23 protein-coding genes and 1 riboswitch are annotated in these 18,016 nt (G+C 61.4%); of the genes, 20 read left to right on the top strand and 3 right to left on the bottom strand.

Features of this window, described 5'->3' with window-relative positions:
• Positions 1–5: 5 nt before the first annotated feature.
• The 17 genes from DXX99_RS04890 (at position 6) to DXX99_RS04810 (ending at position 14,482) form a co-directional block, all read left to right on the top strand.
• The gene (locus tag DXX99_RS04890) at positions 6–1,940 is read left to right on the top strand and encodes a molybdopterin biosynthesis protein (protein WP_205664638.1); all 1,935 of its coding nucleotides are present in this window, start codon (positions 6–8) and stop codon (positions 1,938–1,940) included.
• Between the two features lie 6 nt (positions 1,941–1,946).
• Complete coding sequence (gene moaC / locus DXX99_RS04885) at positions 1,947–2,420, top strand: cyclic pyranopterin monophosphate synthase MoaC (protein ID WP_115792397.1); 474 nt, start codon at positions 1,947–1,949, stop codon at positions 2,418–2,420.
• Positions 2,408–2,893, top strand: a complete 486-nt coding sequence (locus DXX99_RS04880) for a MogA/MoaB family molybdenum cofactor biosynthesis protein (RefSeq protein WP_115792396.1) — start codon at positions 2,408–2,410, stop codon at positions 2,891–2,893. Before moaC ends, DXX99_RS04880 begins: the two co-directional genes overlap by 13 nt.
• The gene (gene lgt, locus DXX99_RS04875) at positions 2,893–3,642 is read left to right on the top strand and encodes a prolipoprotein diacylglyceryl transferase (RefSeq protein ID WP_115792395.1); all 750 of its coding nucleotides are present in this window, start codon (positions 2,893–2,895) and stop codon (positions 3,640–3,642) included. The genes DXX99_RS04880 and lgt overlap by 1 nt, the downstream gene beginning before the upstream one ends.
• A 69-nt stretch (positions 3,643–3,711) precedes the next feature.
• Positions 3,712–5,484 carry an adenylyl-sulfate reductase subunit alpha gene (locus DXX99_RS04870; protein WP_115792394.1) on the top strand — a complete coding sequence of 591 codons (1,773 nt, stop codon included), beginning with the start codon at positions 3,712–3,714 and terminating at the stop codon, positions 5,482–5,484.
• A 17-nt stretch (positions 5,485–5,501) separates the two neighbouring features.
• Positions 5,502–5,837, top strand: a complete 336-nt coding sequence (locus DXX99_RS04865; RefSeq protein WP_115792393.1) for a 4Fe-4S dicluster domain-containing protein — start codon at positions 5,502–5,504, stop codon at positions 5,835–5,837.
• 6 nt (positions 5,838–5,843) lie between these two features.
• On the top strand, positions 5,844–6,602 hold the full coding sequence (locus DXX99_RS04860) for an arginase family protein (protein WP_115792392.1): 759 nt from the start codon (positions 5,844–5,846) through the stop codon (positions 6,600–6,602).
• Positions 6,603–6,604: 2 nt separating this feature from the next.
• Positions 6,605–6,797, top strand: a riboswitch (cobalamin riboswitch).
• 232 nt (positions 6,798–7,029) lie between these two features.
• The gene (locus DXX99_RS11995) at positions 7,030–7,161 is read left to right on the top strand and encodes a hypothetical protein (protein WP_276308327.1); all 132 of its coding nucleotides are present in this window, start codon (positions 7,030–7,032) and stop codon (positions 7,159–7,161) included.
• A 2-nt stretch (positions 7,162–7,163) separates the two neighbouring features.
• Positions 7,164–8,894, top strand: a complete 1,731-nt coding sequence (gene cbiD, locus DXX99_RS04850; protein ID WP_115792391.1) for a cobalt-precorrin-5B (C(1))-methyltransferase CbiD — start codon at positions 7,164–7,166, stop codon at positions 8,892–8,894.
• Positions 8,887–9,489: a precorrin-6Y C5,15-methyltransferase (decarboxylating) subunit CbiT gene (cbiT, locus tag DXX99_RS04845; RefSeq protein WP_165847721.1), complete on the top strand. Its 603-nt coding sequence runs from the start codon at positions 8,887–8,889 to the stop codon at positions 9,487–9,489. The genes cbiD and cbiT overlap by 8 nt, the downstream gene beginning before the upstream one ends.
• Positions 9,490–10,191 carry a precorrin-2 C(20)-methyltransferase gene (gene cobI, locus DXX99_RS04840; RefSeq protein ID WP_115792389.1) on the top strand — a complete coding sequence of 234 codons (702 nt, stop codon included), beginning with the start codon at positions 9,490–9,492 and terminating at the stop codon, positions 10,189–10,191.
• 12 nt (positions 10,192–10,203) lie between these two features.
• A complete protein-coding gene (gene cobM, locus DXX99_RS04835; protein WP_115792388.1) occupies positions 10,204–10,956 on the top strand; it encodes a precorrin-4 C(11)-methyltransferase in 753 nt (250 codons plus the stop codon).
• The gene (locus tag DXX99_RS04830) at positions 10,953–12,005 is read left to right on the top strand and encodes a cobalt-precorrin 5A hydrolase (protein WP_115792387.1); all 1,053 of its coding nucleotides are present in this window, start codon (positions 10,953–10,955) and stop codon (positions 12,003–12,005) included. The genes cobM and DXX99_RS04830 overlap by 4 nt, the downstream gene beginning before the upstream one ends.
• On the top strand, positions 11,903–12,715 hold the full coding sequence (gene cobJ, locus DXX99_RS04825; RefSeq protein WP_240610821.1) for a precorrin-3B C(17)-methyltransferase: 813 nt from the start codon (positions 11,903–11,905) through the stop codon (positions 12,713–12,715). Before DXX99_RS04830 ends, cobJ begins: the two co-directional genes overlap by 103 nt.
• Positions 12,712–13,479, top strand: coding sequence for a precorrin-6A reductase (gene cobK / locus DXX99_RS04820; RefSeq protein WP_115792385.1), 768 nt, complete (start codon positions 12,712–12,714; stop codon positions 13,477–13,479). Before cobJ ends, cobK begins: the two co-directional genes overlap by 4 nt.
• Positions 13,476–13,856, top strand: a complete 381-nt coding sequence (locus DXX99_RS04815) for a sirohydrochlorin chelatase (protein ID WP_115792384.1) — start codon at positions 13,476–13,478, stop codon at positions 13,854–13,856. The genes cobK and DXX99_RS04815 overlap by 4 nt, the downstream gene beginning before the upstream one ends.
• Positions 13,853–14,482 carry a precorrin-8X methylmutase gene (locus DXX99_RS04810; RefSeq protein WP_115792383.1) on the top strand — a complete coding sequence of 210 codons (630 nt, stop codon included), beginning with the start codon at positions 13,853–13,855 and terminating at the stop codon, positions 14,480–14,482. The genes DXX99_RS04815 and DXX99_RS04810 overlap by 4 nt, the downstream gene beginning before the upstream one ends.
• On the opposite strand, the gene DXX99_RS04805 is transcribed toward DXX99_RS04810, so the two are convergent.
• Positions 14,436–14,981 (bottom strand): NTPase, encoded by a 546-nt coding sequence (locus tag DXX99_RS04805; RefSeq protein WP_134642953.1) that lies wholly within the window; start codon positions 14,979–14,981, stop codon positions 14,436–14,438. The genes DXX99_RS04810 and DXX99_RS04805 overlap by 47 nt on opposite strands.
• Positions 14,982–15,095: 114 nt before the next feature.
• Between DXX99_RS04805 and DXX99_RS04800 the strand changes: the two genes are divergently transcribed.
• The 3 genes from DXX99_RS04800 to DXX99_RS04790 are packed head-to-tail and all read left to right on the top strand — an operon-like array spanning position 15,096 to position 17,428.
• A complete protein-coding gene (locus DXX99_RS04800; protein ID WP_115792381.1) occupies positions 15,096–16,373 on the top strand; it encodes an NfeD family protein in 1,278 nt (425 codons plus the stop codon).
• A 4-nt stretch (positions 16,374–16,377) separates the two neighbouring features.
• The gene (locus DXX99_RS04795; protein WP_115792380.1) at positions 16,378–17,157 is read left to right on the top strand and encodes a slipin family protein; all 780 of its coding nucleotides are present in this window, start codon (positions 16,378–16,380) and stop codon (positions 17,155–17,157) included.
• A gap of 52 nt (positions 17,158–17,209) precedes the next feature.
• Positions 17,210–17,428: a hypothetical protein gene (locus DXX99_RS04790; RefSeq protein ID WP_115792379.1), complete on the top strand. Its 219-nt coding sequence runs from the start codon at positions 17,210–17,212 to the stop codon at positions 17,426–17,428.
• 22 nt (positions 17,429–17,450) lie between these two features.
• On the opposite strand, the gene DXX99_RS04785 is transcribed toward DXX99_RS04790, so the two are convergent.
• Both DXX99_RS04785 and DXX99_RS04780 read right to left on the bottom strand, forming a co-directional pair.
• Positions 17,451–17,606 (bottom strand): rubredoxin, encoded by a 156-nt coding sequence (locus DXX99_RS04785; protein ID WP_115792378.1) that lies wholly within the window; start codon positions 17,604–17,606, stop codon positions 17,451–17,453.
• Positions 17,607–17,617: 11 nt separating this feature from the next.
• A complete protein-coding gene (locus DXX99_RS04780) occupies positions 17,618–18,013 on the bottom strand; it encodes a desulfoferrodoxin (protein WP_115792377.1) in 396 nt (131 codons plus the stop codon).
• Positions 18,014–18,016 lie beyond the last annotated feature (3 nt).

Here is an 18,016-nt window from a genome sequence, read left to right as displayed (position 1 = left end):
TAAAAGTGCAGCGCAACATTTACCTGGAAGAGAAGCCGTTGCCCGAGGCTCAAGAAGGCTACCTCGATTTCCTTCGGGAAAAGGGAGCGCTCAAGCTCAAGCGTTTGCCGGAGAAGGTTAGCGCAGAGGCCGCCTGCGGCCGGGTGACGGCTGCCCCGGTTTTTGCCCGCCTTTCTCACCCCCATTTTCACCAGGCGGCCATGGATGGTTACGCGGTGAAAGCGGCTTTGACCTTCGGGGCTTCGGAGCTCGCTCCCCGTCGGCTAAAGCTGGGGGTGGAGGCCTTCCCGGTGGATACCGGTGACGTTCTGCCGGAAGGGACCGACGCCGTGATCATGGTGGAGGATGTGCACCAGCTTGGGCCAGACGAAATCGAGATCATCAAGCCCATTTTCCCCTACCAGAACGTGCGTGTGGTGGGGGAGGATATTGTGGCTACCGAGATGATCGTTCCCGCCAACCATCTTCTCCGGCCGGTGGACATAGGAGCGCTTTTGGCCGGGGGAGTAAACGAAGTGCTGGTTTATCCTCGTCCCCGGGTGGTGATCATCCCCACGGGGGACGAGTTGGTTCCTTCCGGGACGCCCGATCCCGCACCAGGAAGGATAATTGACTTTAACTCTCCTATGCTGGCGGAGTTGGTGCGGGAGTGGGGAGGGGAGCCGGTACGCTACTCTATCGTCCCCGACGATATAGCCCAACTGGAGGAGGCGGTGCGCCGGGGCCTAGAGGAGGGGGACGTGGTGGTGCTGAACGCCGGGTCTTCGGCGGGGCGGGAGGACTTTACGGCACCGGTACTGCGGAGGTTGGGAGAGGTCTTTGCCCACGGGGTGGCTATAAAGCCCGGGAAGCCGGTGGTTCTGGGGGAGGCGGCCGGAAAGCCGGTTCTGGGGATTCCCGGCTACCCCGTCTCGGCGGTGCTGGCGGCCGAGCTCTTTCTCCGCCCCGTGCTGGCGGCCTTAACCGGGCAGGAGGTTCCGGCGCGTGACAAGGTGCGGGCGGTGCTCTCCCGCCGGGTAGTCTCGCCGGCAGGAGTGGAGGAGTTCGTGAGGGTGAAACTGGGACGGATAGGAGAGCGCATAGTGGCCACACCTTTGGGGCGAGGAGCGGGGATGCTGCTTACCCTGGTGCGGGCGGACGGTATCTTGCGCGTGCCCCGTTTCTCCGAAGGTTTTGAGGCGGGGAGCCAGGTGGAGGTAGAGCTTTTACGGCGTCTGGAAGAGATAGAGAACACGGTGGTGGTGATCGGCAGCCACGACCTGGCGCTGGACATCATCGCCAACTTCCTGCGCCTTCTGTTCCCCCGCGCCTCCCTCTCCTCCGCCCACGTGGGGAGCCTGGGAGGGCTTATGGCTTTGAAGCGCGGTGAGGCCCACCTGGCGGGGACCCATCTTCTGGACGAGGAGACCGGGGAATACAACGTGCCCCACATTAAGCGCTACTTGGCCGGCGTGCCGGTGGTTCTGGTCAACCTGGCCTACCGGGAGCAAGGCTTCATCGTAGCCCCGGGCAACCCTAAGGGGATAAAGGATTTTGAAGATCTGGTACGCGAAGACGTGCGCTTAGTCAACCGGCAGAAAGGGGCGGGCACGCGGGTCCTACTCGATTACCACCTGCGCCAGCGGGGAATAGATCCTCGGCGGATTCAGGGCTATGAGCGGGAGGAGTACACCCACATGGCGGTGGCTGCCGCCGTAGCTTCCGGGGTGGCGGACGTGGGGTTAGGCATAAGGGCGGCGGCTCTGGCTCTGGGGTGCGACTTTGTCCCGGTGGCAGAAGAGCGCTACGACCTCTGTTTTCTGCGCCCCTACTGGGAAGGGAAAGTGGGAGAGTGGCTGCGGGCGGTGCTGGACCACCCGGAGTTCCGGCAGGCGGTAGAGGCGCGGGGAGGCTACGACCTGCGGGACTGCGGCCGGGTACTCTACGTGCAGGAGGGCTGAAAACGCTTGGGCGAGGTACACATGGTAGAGGTGGGAGAGAAAGGGGAAACCGTGCGTCAGGCGGTGGCCCGGGGAGCGGTGGTGGTAAGCCCGGCCACCTTAAGGCTCATTGAGCGGGGAGCTCTACCCAAGGGAGACGTTCTTACCGTAGCCCGGGTGGCAGGCATTATGGCGGCCAAGCTTACCCCTCGGCTTTTGCCCCTCTGCCACCCGGTACGGTTGACTTCGGTGGAGGTGGAGCTAAAGCTTGACCAGCAGAAGAGCCGGGTGGAGATCGAAGCCCGGGCCACGGCGGTAGACCGCACAGGGGTGGAGATGGAAGCCCTGACGGCGGTGGCGGTAGCGGCCCTGACGGTTTACGACATGATAAAGGGGGTGGACCGCCGGGCGATCATCGCCGATATCCGCCTGGTGGCCAAAAGCGGCGGCCGAAGCGGTGATTTTGTCAGGGAAGGAGAGGAAGAGGCTTGTACCGAGTAGCTGTCTTGACGGTTAGTGATAAGGGTTTCCGTGGCGAGAGGGAAGATTTGAGCGGCAAGACGATTAAAGAGATGGTGGAAGCCCAGGGCTGGCAGGTGGTGGAGAACCGGGTGGTCTCCGACGACCTGGAGGAGATAAAGCAGGCTTTGATCGAGCTTAGCTCTTCAGCCGACCTCATTCTCACCACCGGCGGAACGGGCTTTTCTCCCCGCGACAACACCCCCGAAGCTACCCTGGCAGTCATCGAGAGGGAAGTACCGGGGTTGGCCGAGGGAATGCGCCTTTTGACCGCCATCAAAACTCCCCGTTCCTTGCTAAGCCGGGGTAGGGCTGGCATCAGGGGCCGAACCCTTATCGTCAATTTGCCGGGAAGCCCCAAGGGGGTACGCGAGTGCCTGGGAGTCATCTTGCCCGTTCTGGGGCATGGTCTGGACGTTCTGACCGGGCGGGCGGGGGAGTGTGGTGAACGCTAATGCATCCGATACTTTTTCGCTTTGGCCCCTTTACCATCTATAGCTACGGCGTTATGCTGGCTCTGGCAGTGCTGGTGGGTTTATGGGTGGCGCAGAAGGAGGCTTTGAGGCGCCGGATCGATCCCGACTTTATGCCAACCCTGGCCTTCTGGGTGGTTTTGGCAGGGCTTATTGGCGCGCGTCTGGCTTACGTAGTGGTCGATTGGCCCCACTTCGCTTCTAATCCGATAGAGATTTTGTTCATCTGGGACGGGGGGCTGACCTTTTACGGGGCAGTCATTCTGGCCGTCCCTGTAGTTTTGTGGCTTGCCCGCCGCCACCATCTGCCCTTCGGCACGGTAGCCGATCTGGTGGCCATAGCGGCGGCGGCCGGCTACCCCATAGCCAGGATCGGTTGCTTTCTCAACGGGTGCTGCTACGGTAAGCCTACCAATCTTCCTTGGGCGGTGGCCTTTCCCTTCGACGGCATTCCCCGCCACCCTACCCAACTTTATTCCTCTCTGGCCGGGCTCATCATTTTCCTCATCCTCTGGCGCTGGCGCTCAAAGGAGAGCTTTCCTGGGGAGCTGGCTCTCTTTTACCTCGTCCTTTACTGCATTTATCGCTTTTTCATTGAGTTTTTCCGCGTTACTCCACCGGCGGGTTCCTGGCTTAACCTAGGTCAGGTGGCAAGTCTTATATTGCTGGGGTTGACTCTTGTGATCTGGTTGGTCTTGCGGCGCCGCTTAGGGGGGAAATCAGGCGTTTAAGCCAGAAACCCTTGCCTTTTAGCCTACTTTCTACTAAGCTTCGGGCAAAAAGGTGAGGAGAAAAACGGAATGCGCGAGAGGGTGCATATCGATACCGACATCCTCATCGTCGGCGGAGGTACGGCGGGCTGCCTGGCCGCCTGGGAGGCACGAAAGGTAGGCGGGCCCAAACTCAGGATTACCGTGGTGGATCGGGCCAACATCCGCCACAGCGGCTCGCTGGCCGCTGGGCAAAACGCGCTTAACGCTTATATAAACCAGGGGACGCCGGAAGACTGGGTGGCCTACGTGCGCTACGACCTACTGGGGGCACCGGTGCGGGAGGACATCCTCTTAAGCGTGGGCTACGAGCTCAATGAGACGGTGGCCCTCATGGAAAAAGAAGGGCTGCCCATAAAGAAGGATGCTCAGGGACGCTACCTCCGCCGGGGCAAGTGGAACATCGAGGTGAACGGCCGCTGGCTAAAACCCATAACGGCCAAGATGGCGGAGAAGGCAGGGGCCCAAATCCTCAACTGGGTTTACGTCACCGAGCTCATCAAGCAGGACGGGCGCTGTGTAGGGGCGGTGGGCTTTGGGGTACGGGACGGGCGCTTTTACGTCATAAAGGCCCGGGCCGTGCTCATGGCCGCCGGCGGCGCAGCCGGGATCTGGCGTTCCCGTTACGAGGGAGACGCTCACCACCGCATGTGGTATGTTCCCTTCAACAACGGGGCCAGCTACGCCATGATGAAGCGGATAGGAGCGGAGATGACCGGTTTTGACACCCGCATGATCCCCCTGCGGATCAAGGACACTTACGCCCCGGCTGGAACACTGGCCATAGGGGTAAACGCTCCTATGGTAAACGCTCTGGGCGAGGTATTCATGCTGGAGAAGGAGGAGTATGTGCGGATGGGCGGGCACACGGCTCCCACTCCGGTGCGGGTCTGGGCCTGCTACCGGGAAATTGCTGCCGGCAGAGGGCCCATTTTCATGGACACGACCAGAGGGGATCCGGAGAAGGTGGCCGGCCTGCGAGAGCAGTATCTCGATATGTCCCCCACCACCGTGCTTTACTGGGCAGCTCACGACATAGACCCGGCCCGTGAGCCCATTGAGATTGAGGCGGACTCTCCCTTCCTGGTAGGGGCACACGCCGCCTGCTGTGGAGCTTGGACCATCGGTATTACCCGCATGACCACCATCCCTGGACTTTTCGCCAGCGGAGAAGCGCTAGGGCAGGCCCCTTCCCGCTACATTTCCGGCTGCTGGACCTGCGGGCGCATAGCGGGGCGCCACATGGTGCAGTGGCTGGAGGGAGAGGGAACGGAGGTACCGGAACTCGATCCGGGCTTGGTGGCCCAGCTCGAGACGCGAACTTTTGCTCCCTTGGAGCGCTGGAGCAAGCAAGAGTTCTTCACCAACGGCAAGCCCGTGCGGGGCGTCCTTCCCCGGGAAATGGAAGCCCATATGCAGAACGTCATGGAGGACTACTGCGGCGGGCGCATCCACTACTTCACCGTGAGCGAACCCTACCTGGAGATAGCCAGACGGCGCATCGACCGGCTGCGCCGGGATCAGCTTCGCTATCTGGTGGCCCGTGATCTTTTCGAACTGGAGCGGGCCTGGGACGTGATCAACCGGCTCGATTGCTGCCAGTTGGTGATCGAGCACATAAGCTACCGCAAGGAAACGCGCTACCTGGGCTTTGTCACCCGCACCGACTATCCCGAGCGCAACGACGCCGAGTACGACTGCTTCATCTGCTCCGTCTGGCATCCGGAGACCGATACCCTGGTCTTTAAAAAGTACCCTTACGAGCAGATCGTGCCCGGGGATCGCACCAAAGAGACCATCTGAAACAGAGGTGAGTTTTCTTGCCCCCCTATGTCCTGCCCGACAAGTGCGACGGCTGCAAAAACGAAGCTGACCCCTGGTGCGTGGCAGTTTGCCCGGGGAATCTCTTCGTGATCGACCCGGTGACCTCGAAAGCGCTTTGCCGCGATCCGGGGGAGTGCTGGGACTGCATGACCTGTACCATTTTCTGCCCCCGCCAGGCGATCGTCACCCAGGTGCAGTACCAGCTGGCCCCTATACCGGCGGAGCTCATACCCCGCCTGGGGAAGCGGCACATCACCTGGACCCTTATAGACTGCAAGGGGCGCATTTACCGGCTGGAGAACACGATCCTGGCGGGGGGAGAGGAGGACTAAAGCAGGATGGTCGGGTACCTGGACCTGGAAGAGACTTATACTTGGCAGCCGCAATTCCGGAAGCTGGCGTCCTTCCGGCTGGTGCCCCATTTCTCCGGCCTTAAGTACCTGTCCACCCCCTTCACCCTGCGGCGCTGGGAAAAGCTTGTGCGTTCTTTCCCAGGCAAGCTTTTCTTCTTAGGGGAGGGCTCTTATCATCACCTTTCCTTAGCTCTCTTGGCCCGCCGGGCCGGTGAGGGCCCTCTTTGCTTGCTGGTGTGCGACCGGCATCTCGATAGCTTTCCAGCACCGGAGGGGTATATCACCTGTGGTTCTTGGCTGAACTCTGCTCTGCGCTTACCGGGGGTTAGAAAAATAATAGTGTTAGGCTGTGAGGAGAAGCCGCCGGAAAGGCCTGAGTCAATAGTCTCCCTTTCCCCTGCCGCCTGGCAATACTGGTTTCGACACGACCCCCGCCTAATTGCCGCCCTTATTCCGACCACCAGGGTTTACCTCAGCTTGGACAAGGACGTGCTGGAGTTGGGAGGTGGTAGCTGGGGGAAGGGAAAGGTGCCGGTTTCCTTCTTTTTCTCTTTCCTACGCTGGCTCCTGCGGCGTTACCAACTGGTAGGCATGGATGTCTGCGGGGAGCCGGTTCCCCGCCATCCCTGGCCCACCTTCACCGAGAGGGAGGTGACAGCGGAGCACGAAAGGGTGAATTTGACCCTCTGCCATCTGGTGGCCCGGTCGCTTCCTTCCAAGAAGCGCCGGGTGCGGGCGAGCTAGAAGTTCATAGGTTCCACCGGGGTGCCCCTATTTTTGAGGGGAGAATAGGGAAGCAGGTGCAAATCCTGCGCGGCCCCGCCACTGTAACCGGGAGCTGCCGCCCAATTGCCAAGCCACTGGGCGATGACTGCCTGGGAAGGCCGGGCGGCGGCGAGGAACGGAAGCCAGGAGACCTGCCCCGGTGGCGTCCTGTGGCATCCTTCGCGGGAAGGAGGCCGGGAGAAGGGTCTTTGTGCCTCTTGGCTTTAAACCCCGGTTGGCCTGCAGGGGATGCACCGGGGTTTTAAAATTTCTTAGAAGGAGTGGTGCTCTTTGGCGAAGAAAAAGATGGCCGGCAGCCTCGTCCTCTTCTTTTTGCTGGGTGCGGCTTCACCGGCCTACGCCATGCATATCATGGAGGGATTTCTTCCTCCTAAGTGGTGCCTCTATGGAAGAGGTGGGGCTTGCTGTGCCAGTGGTCCTGCGCCTATACCAGGCGCTTAAAGAAAGAGGCAAGATAAACTCCGGCGGTTCGCCTCCCACCCGCTGGGAGGAGCTAGTAGCGCTTCTGGAGGGATAGAGTTGAAGAAGTCCTGGCGTCACGGCTACACCACCGGCGCCTGTGCTGCGGCAGCGGCCAAAGCGGCGGCTCTCCTTCTCTTCCACGGCGTTTTGGTGCAGGAGGTAAGAATAAAAACCCCTCAGGGCAAAGAGCTCGTGCTGCCCGTAGCCTCGGCGGAGAAGGGGGAAGGATGGGCGCGCTGCGGAGTGGTGAAAGACGCGGGAGACGATCCTGATGTCACTCACGGGCTTACCGTCTACGCCACCGTGGCTCCTGCTCCTGAGCTCCGGTTGGAAGGAGGGCCGGGGGTAGGGGTGGTGACGCGCCCCGGTCTGCCCGTGCCCCCAGGAGAGCCGGCCATAAACCCGGGACCGCGGCAGATGATCCTGGAGGCGGTAAGAGAAGTATTGCCTCCCGGGCAAGGGGCGGTCATCACCGTAAGCGTTCCGGGCGGGGAGGAGGTGGCGGCCCGCACCTTTAATCCCCGGCTGGGTATAGTAGGAGGAATTTCCATCTTGGGCACCACCGGAATAGTGGTTCCTTTCTCCGAAGAGGCCTACCGGGAAAGCCTCAAGGCGGCGGTAAACGTGGCGGTGGCGGAGGGGCAGCGTATCTTAGTCCTGGTTCCGGGGCGTTCTGCTGAGAGGCTGGCCCTAGGTTACGGCTTCCCGGCAGCGGCGGTGGTGCCCATGGCTAATTACGTGGGCTTTCTCTTGCAGCACTGCGCCGAGGCGGGAGTGGAGGGGGTGCTCCTCTGGGGGCAAGCGGGAAAGCTTTTAAAAGTGGCGGGAGGGATTTTTAACACCCACAGCCGGGTGGCCGATGCCCGCCTGGAGGTGCTGGCGGCGTTGGCGGCGGCGGAGGGGGCTTCGCCTTTCCTGGTAGGACGGGTGCTGGAGGCGGCCACGGTAGAGGAGGCGGCGGAATGGCTGGCTAAAGAAAACCTGGAGCGTACGTGGCACCGGGTGGCTGCGCGGGCGGCCTTAAAAGCCCGGGAATACACGGAGGGAAAGCTGCAGGTGGGAGCGGTCCTTTTCGACCGGGAAGGAAAGATCTTGGGCTGCAGTGAGGAGGCCTGTACTCTGGCTTCTCAGCTGGGAGTAGATCTTGCTTTTCCCTTTTCTTCTCTTTCTCCCGGCGTTTACCTGGTGGGGGTGGGGCCGGGCGACCCGGCCTATCTTACCCCGGCAGCCTGGCGGGTGATCCGTGGGGCTAAGCTGGTGGTAGGAGCTCCCAAGGTTTTGAAGCGCCTGGGCCTTACCGGCGAGCCCTTGCTTCCCCCTTTCGCCTCCCTTTTCACCTTGCTCGAAAGAGAAAGCTCCACCTCCCCCGTAGCGGTGCTGGTTTCGGGCGATCCGGGGCTCTTTAGCATACTTCAGACGCTCAGGCGCGAGCTTCCTCAGCTCCCTCTCCGAGTGGTGCCGGGCATAAGCGCGGTTTCTACCCTTTTCGCCCGCCTGGGTAAGGGTTACGAGGAGGCCCGTTTTCTGAGCCTACACGGGCGGGGCACGGAGGAAGAGTTGCTGGCCGAGGTGAAAAGAGGGGGGACGGTGGTGGTCCTCACCGGCCCCGCTTTCCCTCCCCAGCGAATAGGGGAGGTGCTGGCGGCTGCCGGCTACGGTGATTTGCCGGTGGCGGTGGGAGCGGACCTCACGCTTGCGGAGGAAAAGCTTCTTGAGCAGGGAGAGGCCGGGCAGCTGGCGAAACTTGAGGGAGACTGGTCGAACGCGGTGGTGGTCATCTTTGCCTGATTTCCCTTTTATCACTCCTGGCCTGCCCGATTCTTGCTTCCGGCGCCAAGCGATTCCCCTTACCCGGCAGGAGGTCCGGGTGGTAGCCTTGGCCAAGCTGCGCTTGGCACCGGGGCAGGTCTTTTGGGATGTGGGGACGGGGACGGGAGCGGTGGCAGTGGAGGCGGCGCGCCTGATCCGGCCCGAAGGGAAAGTTTACGCGGTGGAGCGGGATCCGGAGCGGGTAGCCGTGGCCAGGGCCAACGCATCTTCCTGGGAACTCGACAACCTGGCGATACTGGAAGGGGAGGCGCCGGAGGCTCTGCTTTCCCTTCCTTCGCCCCACCGGGTTTTCGTGGGGGGGAGTGGGGGCAAGCTGGGAGCCATCCTGAAAGTGGTGGGGGAAAGACTTTTACCCGGGGGGCGGGTGGCAATAACCGGAGTTACCCTGGATACTCTCTGGGAGGCCTACCGCTGGACCGATGCTTTGGGCTGGGAAGCGGAGCTCTTGGGGATGATGCTTGTCCGAGGAGAAAAAGTGGGATCCCGCTGCCTTCTCAAGGGAGGAAACCCCATCTTTCTGGTGGTGGCCGAAAAACCGGGGGAGGGGAGATGAATGGCCACTCTTTACGGCGTGGGGGTAGGACCGGGTGATCCGGAGCTCGTTACCCTCAAGGCGCTAAGGCTTTTGGAGGAAGTGCCGGTCATCTGCGCTCCCCGCTCACGGGAGGAAGGGGAAAGCCTGGCCGGAGAGGTGGTGGCCTCCTTGCTAGGGGAAAAGCTTCGGTCAAAGGAGCTCCTGCTGCTCTATTTCCCTATGACCCGGGACCGGAAGGTTCTGGAGGAAGCTTGGCGGGAGGCAGCTTCTCAGGTGGTGGCTCGGCTGCGGCGAGGAAAGGATGTGGCCTTCGTCACCCTGGGAGATCCTTCTTTTTACAGCACCTTTCCTTACTTGCGCCAAGCGGTACTGGCTTTGGCTCCGGAGACCAGGGTAGCGGTGGTGCCGGGAGTGAGCTCCCTTTCGTCTTGCATGGCGCTGGGAGGGGTCTGGGTGCAGGAAGACGAGCGCCTGGCGGTGATCCCGGTAACGGGTGATTTCTCCTTCGACAGCTGGCTTAATGAGTTTGACTGTCTGGTTTTCCTCAAAGGGGGAAGGCACTGGGGAAGGCTGCGGGAGTTCCTGGCCGCGCGGGGTTTCCTTGCCCAGGCGCGGCTGGTGGAGCGCTGCAGCACGCCGGAAGAAAAGGTCCGTCTGGCGGCCGAGGTGGAGAAGGCGCCTTACCTTTCGCAGGTGATAGTGCACAGGTCGCGCTTTTAGGAGGTGGCTTTTTTGCGGCCGGTTTACATCGTGGGGGCGGGGCCAGGAGATCCGGAACTCATTACGGTGAAGGGGGCGCGGCTTTTAAGAGAAGCTGATCTCGTGGTATACGCCGGTTCGCTCATTCCTTCGGCGCTTTTGCAGTACGTCTCTCCGCAGGCTGCCCTTTACAACAGCGCCGAACTCGACCGGGAAGAAATAGTGCGCCTGCTGGAGGAAGGGGCGCGGGCGGACAAAACGGTGGTGCGCCTTTCCTCCGGCGATCCCAGCCTTTACGGAGCGCTGGCAGAGTTGGTGTCGGAGCTAGAGAAAAGGGGAATCCCTTGTGAGGTGGTGCCGGGGGTGAGCTCTTTCTTGGCGGCGGCTGCCCGGCTTAAAAGGGAGTACACGTTGCCTGGTGTTACCCAGACCCTGATCCTCACCCGGGTGGCGGGGAGGACGCCGGTTCCGGAAGATTTGCGCGCTCTCTCCCAGCACCGGGCTAGCCTGTGTCTTTTTCTCAGTGCTTCCTTGGCCGAGGAGGCGGTGTCCGCTTTGCTGGCAGGCTACCCGCCGGATACACCGGCGGCTCTGGTGGAGAGGGTTACCTGGCCGGAGGAGCGAATCTTCACCTGCCCGCTGGCGGAGCTGGCCCAGGTAGCCAGGCGGGAGGGAGTGACCCGCACCGCGCTTGTGCTGGTGGGAGATTTTCTTAAAGGGGAGGGTGCCCCTTCTTGTCTCTACGATCCCCACTTTAGCCACAGCTATCGTCGGGGGAAGAAATGAAAGAGCTGGCCGTGGTGGTCCTGGGCAGAAGGGGAAAAGAGTTGGCCCGGAGTTTAAAAGAAGGTTTGCCCTTTCCGGTAAAGGTTTGCCTTCCCCGGCGACTGGCGGAGGGAGAGGAAGCCTACGACTCATTGGGCGAGCTTTTGGCGGACCTCTTCCCCAAGGCGCAAGGAATAATCTGGGTGGGAGCGGTGGGGGCGGCGGTGAGGCTCCTGGCCCCCCTTTTGCGGGACAAGATTTCCGATCCGCCGGTGGTAGTGGTGGACGAGGGGGGTCGGTTCGCGGTGAGCCTCCTGGGGGGGCACCGCGGGGCCAACGAACTGGCAGAGAAGGTGGCGGGTGTCTTAGGGGCCGTGCCGGTGATCACTACCGCCAGTGACTCCCTCGGTGTCACCTCCTGGGACGTCTTTGCCCGGCGGCACGACCTCGCTTTTTATCCCCGCGAGCACCTTGCCCGCGCCACCCGGGCCTTGCTGGAGGGGGAGGAGGTCTGGCTTTATTGGGATGAAGATCTCCCCCGCTTACCCCTCCCCTGGCCTCCTTCGGTTAAGGTGTACCCCTGGCGTCCCGGAACCACCTTCCCTCAGAAATATCCCCTCACCGTCTGGGTTTCGGCCAGGATTTTGCCCGAACCGCCCCCTTTCCTCGTTCTTTGCCCGCGCAAGTTGGTGGCGGGGGTGGGCTGCCGCCGGGGAGTGAAGGCGGAGCAGGTAATGCTGGCCCTTGAAGAGACGGTAAAAGAAGCGGGCTTTTCTCTGCTGGCCCTAAAAGCGCTGGCCACGGTGACCTTAAAGCAGGGCGAGAAGGGCCTGGAGGAGGCGGCGGCTTCTATGGGTCTTAAACTGCGCTACTTCTCAACGGAGGAGCTGGCGGAGGTAGAAAAATCCTGGCCCGATCCTTTGCCCGCAAGCGCCTTCGTTAAAGAAAAAGTAGGGGTGGGAAATGTATGCACGGCTTCGGCCCTGGCGGCGGGCGGAAGGAGATTACTGGTGCCCAAGAGGGTGTTCCCCGCGGTGACGGTGGCCCTGGCCGAGCTCGACTGGCCGTAGTGGGGATCGGCCCCGGAAGTTTATCTGACCTCACCTTCCGCGCTGCTACTTGCCTAGAGGAGGCGGAAGTAATCATAGGCTACCGCCCTTATCTGGAGAGCATAGTTGCCTATCTTAAGGGAAAAGAAGTGTTCGCCGGGCGGATGCGGGAGGAGCTAGAGCGGGCGCGCGAGGCGGTGCTTCAGGCGCAGAAAGGGAAAAGGGTGGCGGTAGTCTCCGGCGGTGATCCGGGGGTTTATGGTATGGCCGTGCCGGTTTTGCAGGCGGCACTGGAGAAGGGGTTGGCAGTGGAGGTAATACCGGGGGTCACAGCGGCCACAGCCGCGGCCGCTTGCCTAGGGGCTCCGCTGGGACACGACTTCGCCGTTATGAGTCTCAGCGATCTCCTCACCCCCTGGCCCCTCATTTTAAAGCGGCTGAGAGGGGCTTTGGCCGCCGACTTTGTGCTGGTCCTCTACAACCCCTCCAGCTCCCGCCGGCAGGGAAGGTGGAAAGAGGCGGTGGAGGTCATAAAGGAGGGGCGGGACCCTAACACGCCGGTGGGCATCGTCTGGGAGGCCACCCGCCCCGGCGAAAGGAAGGTGCTTACCACGGTGGGGGAGATGGAGAAATTCCCGGTGGACATGCGCTCTTTGGTCATCGTAGGCAACTCTCAGACCTACGTGGCCGGCGGTTTGATGATAACTCCCCGGGGGTACGAGCGCAAATGATCCTGGTGCTAGGGGGGACGAGCGAGGGGAGGGAGGTGGCGGCCCGGCTCAAAGCGGCCGGCTGGTCGGTGCTGGTAAGCCTGGCCACGCCGGTGGGGGAAGCCTTTGCCGGGGAGGTGGAGACGGTGGTGGGGCGCCGGGACGTGGCTGGCTTCTTAGCCCTTTTCCAGGAAAAGAAGGTGAGGCTGGTAGTAGATGCTGCCCACCCCTTCGCCACCGAGCTGCGCCGACAGATCCGAAAGGCCTGTTCCCTGGCCGGCCTTCCTTACCTTCGCCTGGCGCGTCCTTCCCCTCCTTTGCCCGAGCACCCGCTGCTCGTACTTTGCCCCGACTTCACCTCGGCGGCTGAGGAGGCGGTGCGGAGGGGTCCGGTGCTTTTCCTCACCACCGGCACCAGAACCCTTCCTCTCTTCACCACCCGGGCAAAGATGGCAGGATGCCGGGTGGTGGTGCGCTGCCTGCCCGATCCAGAGGCGGTGGCCGCCTGCCTGGCAGCTGGGCTTTCCCACCGGGATATCGTGGCCCTCACCGGCCCCTTTACCGAAGAGCTGAACCGGGCTCTCTTCCGGGCCTACGGTGCCACCGTGGTGGTGACCAAAGAGAGCGGTTTTCCGGGGGGAGTGGAAGAGAAGTTAAAGGCCGCCTGGACACTCGGCCTGCCGGTGGTGCTGGTGAGACGGCCACCGGAGCCGGAAGGGGCTTTTTATCGTCTCGAAGACCTTCTGCAGGCTGTAGAAAAACTGGGGAAAGGAGAGATAGGGTGAAGGAAGGGATCGTGGTTTTGGGACATGGGAGCCGGGGAGCGGTGGACGAGGCCAATCAGTTTCTGGTAGAGGTAACCGAAGCTTTAAAGGCTATTCACCCGGAGAGTTCGTTGGAGCCGGCTTGGATGAACCCCCGCACCCCCCGCCAGAAGCTACCAGAGGCGGTAGCCAAGCTGGCGGCTCAAGGGGTGGAAAGGATAATCGTGCTACCGGTCTTTCTCACGGCGGGTCTGCACCTCAAAGAAGATATCCCGGAAATGCTGGTTGAACTCAGCCAAAAGTATCCCGGGATCTCCTTTACGCTGGCCCGGCCCATAGGGTTCGATCCGCGCCTGGTAGACATCCTGGCCGATCGCCTGGCGGAGGTCAGAGGATGAATTTCTTGCTCGATCCTCGAACCATAGAAGCCGAGAGTTTTCACCGCGTGGAGGCGGCGCTCGCTCCTTACCGCCACCGCTTCACCAAGGAAGAGCTAGAGGTAGTCAAGCGGGTGATCCACGCTACCGGTGACGTGTCGCTGGTAGAAGAGCTCTTCTTCCGGCCGGGGGCGGTGGCGGCCGGGATAGAGGCGGTGAGCAAAGGCACCAAACTTATATGCGATGTGGAGATGGTGGCGGCGGGAGTGAGGAACCGCTACCCCGGGCCGGTAAAGGTGGCGGTTAGCCTCCCGGGAGCGGCGGAGCTCGCCGATAAAGATGGTGTTACCCGTTCCCTGGCGGGGATGCGCCTGCTGAAGGGGGAGCTGGCGGGAAGCCTGGTAGCGGTAGGCAATGCCCCCACGGCTCTTCTGGGGGTGCTGGAGGCCTACCGGGAAGGGATAAGGCCGGCACTGGTAGTGGGCGTGCCGGTGGGGCTGGTGGGAGCGGCGGAGGCCAAGGAAGCCCTCTGGTTCACCGACCTACCAGCTGTGGTGCTGGGCGGGACGCGCGGAGGAAGCCCAGTGGCGGCTGCTGTAGTCAACGCCCTTGTTTCTCTAGCTCAGGGGGAACTACAAGAAGGTTAAGGAGTTTTGAAGGTAAAAGGTCGCGGTTGTCCCGGTTCACCTCTATGAGTGTGAATCCGGGCCGTTTTTTCACTTCATCGGTATAAGGTACCGGTTTGGCGGGGACGGTGGCCACGACCGGCCAGGGGGAAGACAAAACCCTCTCGATCACCTCCCGGAAGCGGGGGATGAGGAGTTCCATTTTGCCTATCTCGTCCACCAGCAGAATCTTTCCCCCCTCGACCAGGGCTTCCTCCAGTTCCTCCAAAGCCTCGTCCAGCCCCTGGGGGTTTACGTGGTATTTCCCCACTTTGAGCGGTGAAGGGAAGCCGATATGGGCCAAAACCGCCCTTCTCCCTCTCAGAGTGACGGCGACAAAGCCGACCCGCTTCCCTCCCTCCCTCTGCTCCTCGGTGTAAAATCCCCGCGCCCGCTCCCCTAGGGAAGAGGCCAGCCGCTTTATCACTGTGGTCTTTCCTATGCCAGGCGGACCGGTGAGCAAGATCTTGGGCGTCGCCATGCTTTCCCCTCCCACCGGTAGATGTTTTCTCCTATCGAAGCTTTTTTCCCTTGCTCTCTCCGCAGGGTTTTACCCCTTTGAGGGCGAAGCAATACCTAGGGGGTATGAAGACGGATGCGTAAGTGGCTCTTACTGGCTTTGCTTCTCTTCTTGCTTCCCAGTGTGGGGGCGGCTTCCGGCCACAAGGTGGTGGTGCTCACGGTGGACGGCCCGATCATGCCGGTGACCGCCCACTACATAGATCGGGGGATCGAACTGGCCGAGCGCGAGGGTGCAGCGGCCTGCCTTATAAAGCTCAATACTCCAGGCGGGCTTTACAGCGCTACCCAGAAGATCGTAGCGCGGGAAGTCAACGCCCGCGTACCGGTGATTGTCTACGTCACCCCGGCTGGGGGCTGGGCCGCATCGGCAGGGGCTTTCATCACCATGGGCGGGCACGTGGCGGCCATGGCACCGGGGACACGCATCGGAGCAGCCCACCCGGTAGCGGGAGGGCAGGACCGGGACGAGGTGGCTCTGAAGAAGGCGGCTGCGGACGCAGCGGCCTGGATGCGCTCCCTGGCCCAGATGCGGGGGCGCAACGCCGAGTTGGCCGAAAAGATGGTCACCGAAAGCTGTTCCTTCTCGGCCTCCGAGGCGCTAAGGGAGAAGCTCGTAGATCTCATAGCTCCCGACGAGGCAACTCTTTTCCGGGAGCTGGAGGGTAAGGAAATAATCCTGGCTTCCGGGCAGAAGGTCAAGCTTGCTTTGGTGGGGGCTACCTTGCAGGAGGTCTCCCTCACCCGTTCCGAAGAGATCCTTTCCGCCATTCTCACCCCGGATGTGGCTTATCTCCTTCTGACCATCGGCATGATCGGCTTGCTGGTGGAGATTTACCATCCTGGGCTTATAATCCCCGGGGTGATCGGCGGAATCGCCTTGTTGGTGGCCCTCTACAGCCTGGGGACGCTCGATGCTTACTGGGGAGGACTTCTGCTCCTGCTACTATCCTTCGGCTTTTTCGTAGCCGAAGTTTTTGCCCCTACGCACGGCATCCTGGCCACCGGCGGGGTAATAGGTTTTATCTTGGGCTCGCTCCTCCTCTTCAGCACCCGCCCCCAGGGAGTAAAGGTAAGCACGGGCCTTATTGCTGCCATGAGCGTCACGCTGGCGGGCCTGATGACCCTCCTGGTTACCGCGGTGGTGCGGGGGCAGAAGCGACGGGTGCAGACCGGAGAAGAGGAACTGATCGGCAAGCTGGCGGAAGTCCGCTCTCCCTTGAACCCCACCGGCATCGTCTTTCTGGAGGGGGAGCTATGGCAAGCGGAGATAGATGAAGGTGAAGCCGAGGTGGGAGAGAAAGTAATAGTGGTAGGCAAGGAAGGATTAAAGCTTAAAGTAAAAAGGAGGTAAGAAAATGTTTTCTTTCCTAGCTACCCTTTTTGTGCTGGCCCTCATGCTCCTGGCCGCCTCAGTACGCGTAGTCCAAGAGTACGAGCGCGGGGTTATCTTTCGGCTGGGGCGCTGCGTGGGAGCGCGTGGCCCTGGGCTTTTCCTGTTGATACCCTTTATTGAAAAGATGCGCAAGGTAGACCTGCGCGTGGTCACCATGGAGGTTCCTACTCAGGAGGTCATCACCCGAGACAACGTCACCGTGAAAGTGAACGCCGTGGTCTACTTCCGGGTAATCAACCCGGTAGACGCGGTGATCAAAGTGCTCGATCCGGTTTACGCCACCTCTCAGCTCGCCCAGACCACCCTGCGCTCGGTGCTGGGGCAGTCGGAGTTGGACGAACTTTTAGCCCACAGGGAGGCGATAAATCAGCGCCTGCAGCGGATTATAGACGAGGGGACCGAGCCCTGGGGGGTAAAAGTGAGTCTGGTCGAGGTGCGGGATGTAGAGCTCCCCGCCTCGTTGCAGCGGGCTATGGCGGCCCAGGCCGAAGCGGAGCGCGAGCGCCGGGCCAAGATAATTCACGCCGAGGGCGAGTTGCAGGCGGCGCAGAAGCTGGCGGAGGCGGCCCGCATCATCCAGTCCGAGCCAGCCGCCATCCAGCTGCGTTACCTGCAGACGCTGAGGGAAATAGCGGCGGAAAACGCCAGCACCATCGTTTTCCCGTTGCCACTTGAAATGCTACGCCCCTTGGTGCATCTCATGGGGACGCAAAAAGAAGGAAAAACGGAAACACTCTCGTAATTGTAAGATTATACTTTTTCAAAAAGGCTAAAAAGCCGGGTGGGGATAAACGATGGTCGTCATCGGACCACAAGAGACCGTGTTCGACGTAGTGGCCAATTTTCCACAAACGATAAAGATTTTCCGAGAGTACGAGGCCAAAACAGGAGTTTGCATCTGCTGCACCGCTCTTTTTGAGACCTTGGAGGCGGTGGCCCGGCGCCTAGACCTCCCTCTGGAAGAGATGCTGGCCAAGCTCAACGCCGCTATAAAAGAAGGCTTCTCCGAGTAGAGAAGCCTTCTTTTCTCGAGCTTTAGCGCAGGGGCTCGAAGTAACTTTTGTCGGCACCGCACATAGGGCAGACCCAGTCTTCCGGCAGATCTTCGAACTCGATACCGGGCGGGATATCGGGTGGGTCGCCTTCTTCCGGATCGTAAATGTAGCCGCAAACCTGGCAGCGCCACTTCATGCGCTTCCCCCCTACTTCTTGGGGAAGGTGTCCTGCCGCCAGAGGCCGTGGATGTTACAGTAGGCCCGCGCGTAAAGCGGGGTGCCGAAAGGGCAGAGGAAGGTGGCCTCGGGCTGATCTCCCGGCTTAAGGTGTACGCGCTCCACATGTTCCCCCGTGTGTAGCTCGATCCACTCGATGTAGTGAGCTTCTTCCATAGGGTGAGGCACCTCGCCCACGCGCACCTTAATTTTGCCGTTGCGCGGCTCGATTACGGGCACATGCTTCTCCTGACCCACATCCTCCTTCTTTTCCGCCATGAGCTCCATGGGTTTGCCGCAACACACCAGTTGTCCCCGCCCGGTGTGTAGGACTTCCACTATGTTCCCGCAGACGTTGCACTTGTAGACCTGATACAACTCGGTCATTCT

This window comes from Ammonifex thiophilus (assembly GCF_003368535.1).
Taxonomy (GTDB): Bacteria; Bacillota; Desulfotomaculia; order Desulfotomaculales; family Ammonificaceae; genus Ammonifex; species Ammonifex thiophilus.
The sequence above is the reverse complement of the archived record's forward strand: the minus strand, read 5'-3'. Positions and strand labels throughout refer to the sequence as shown.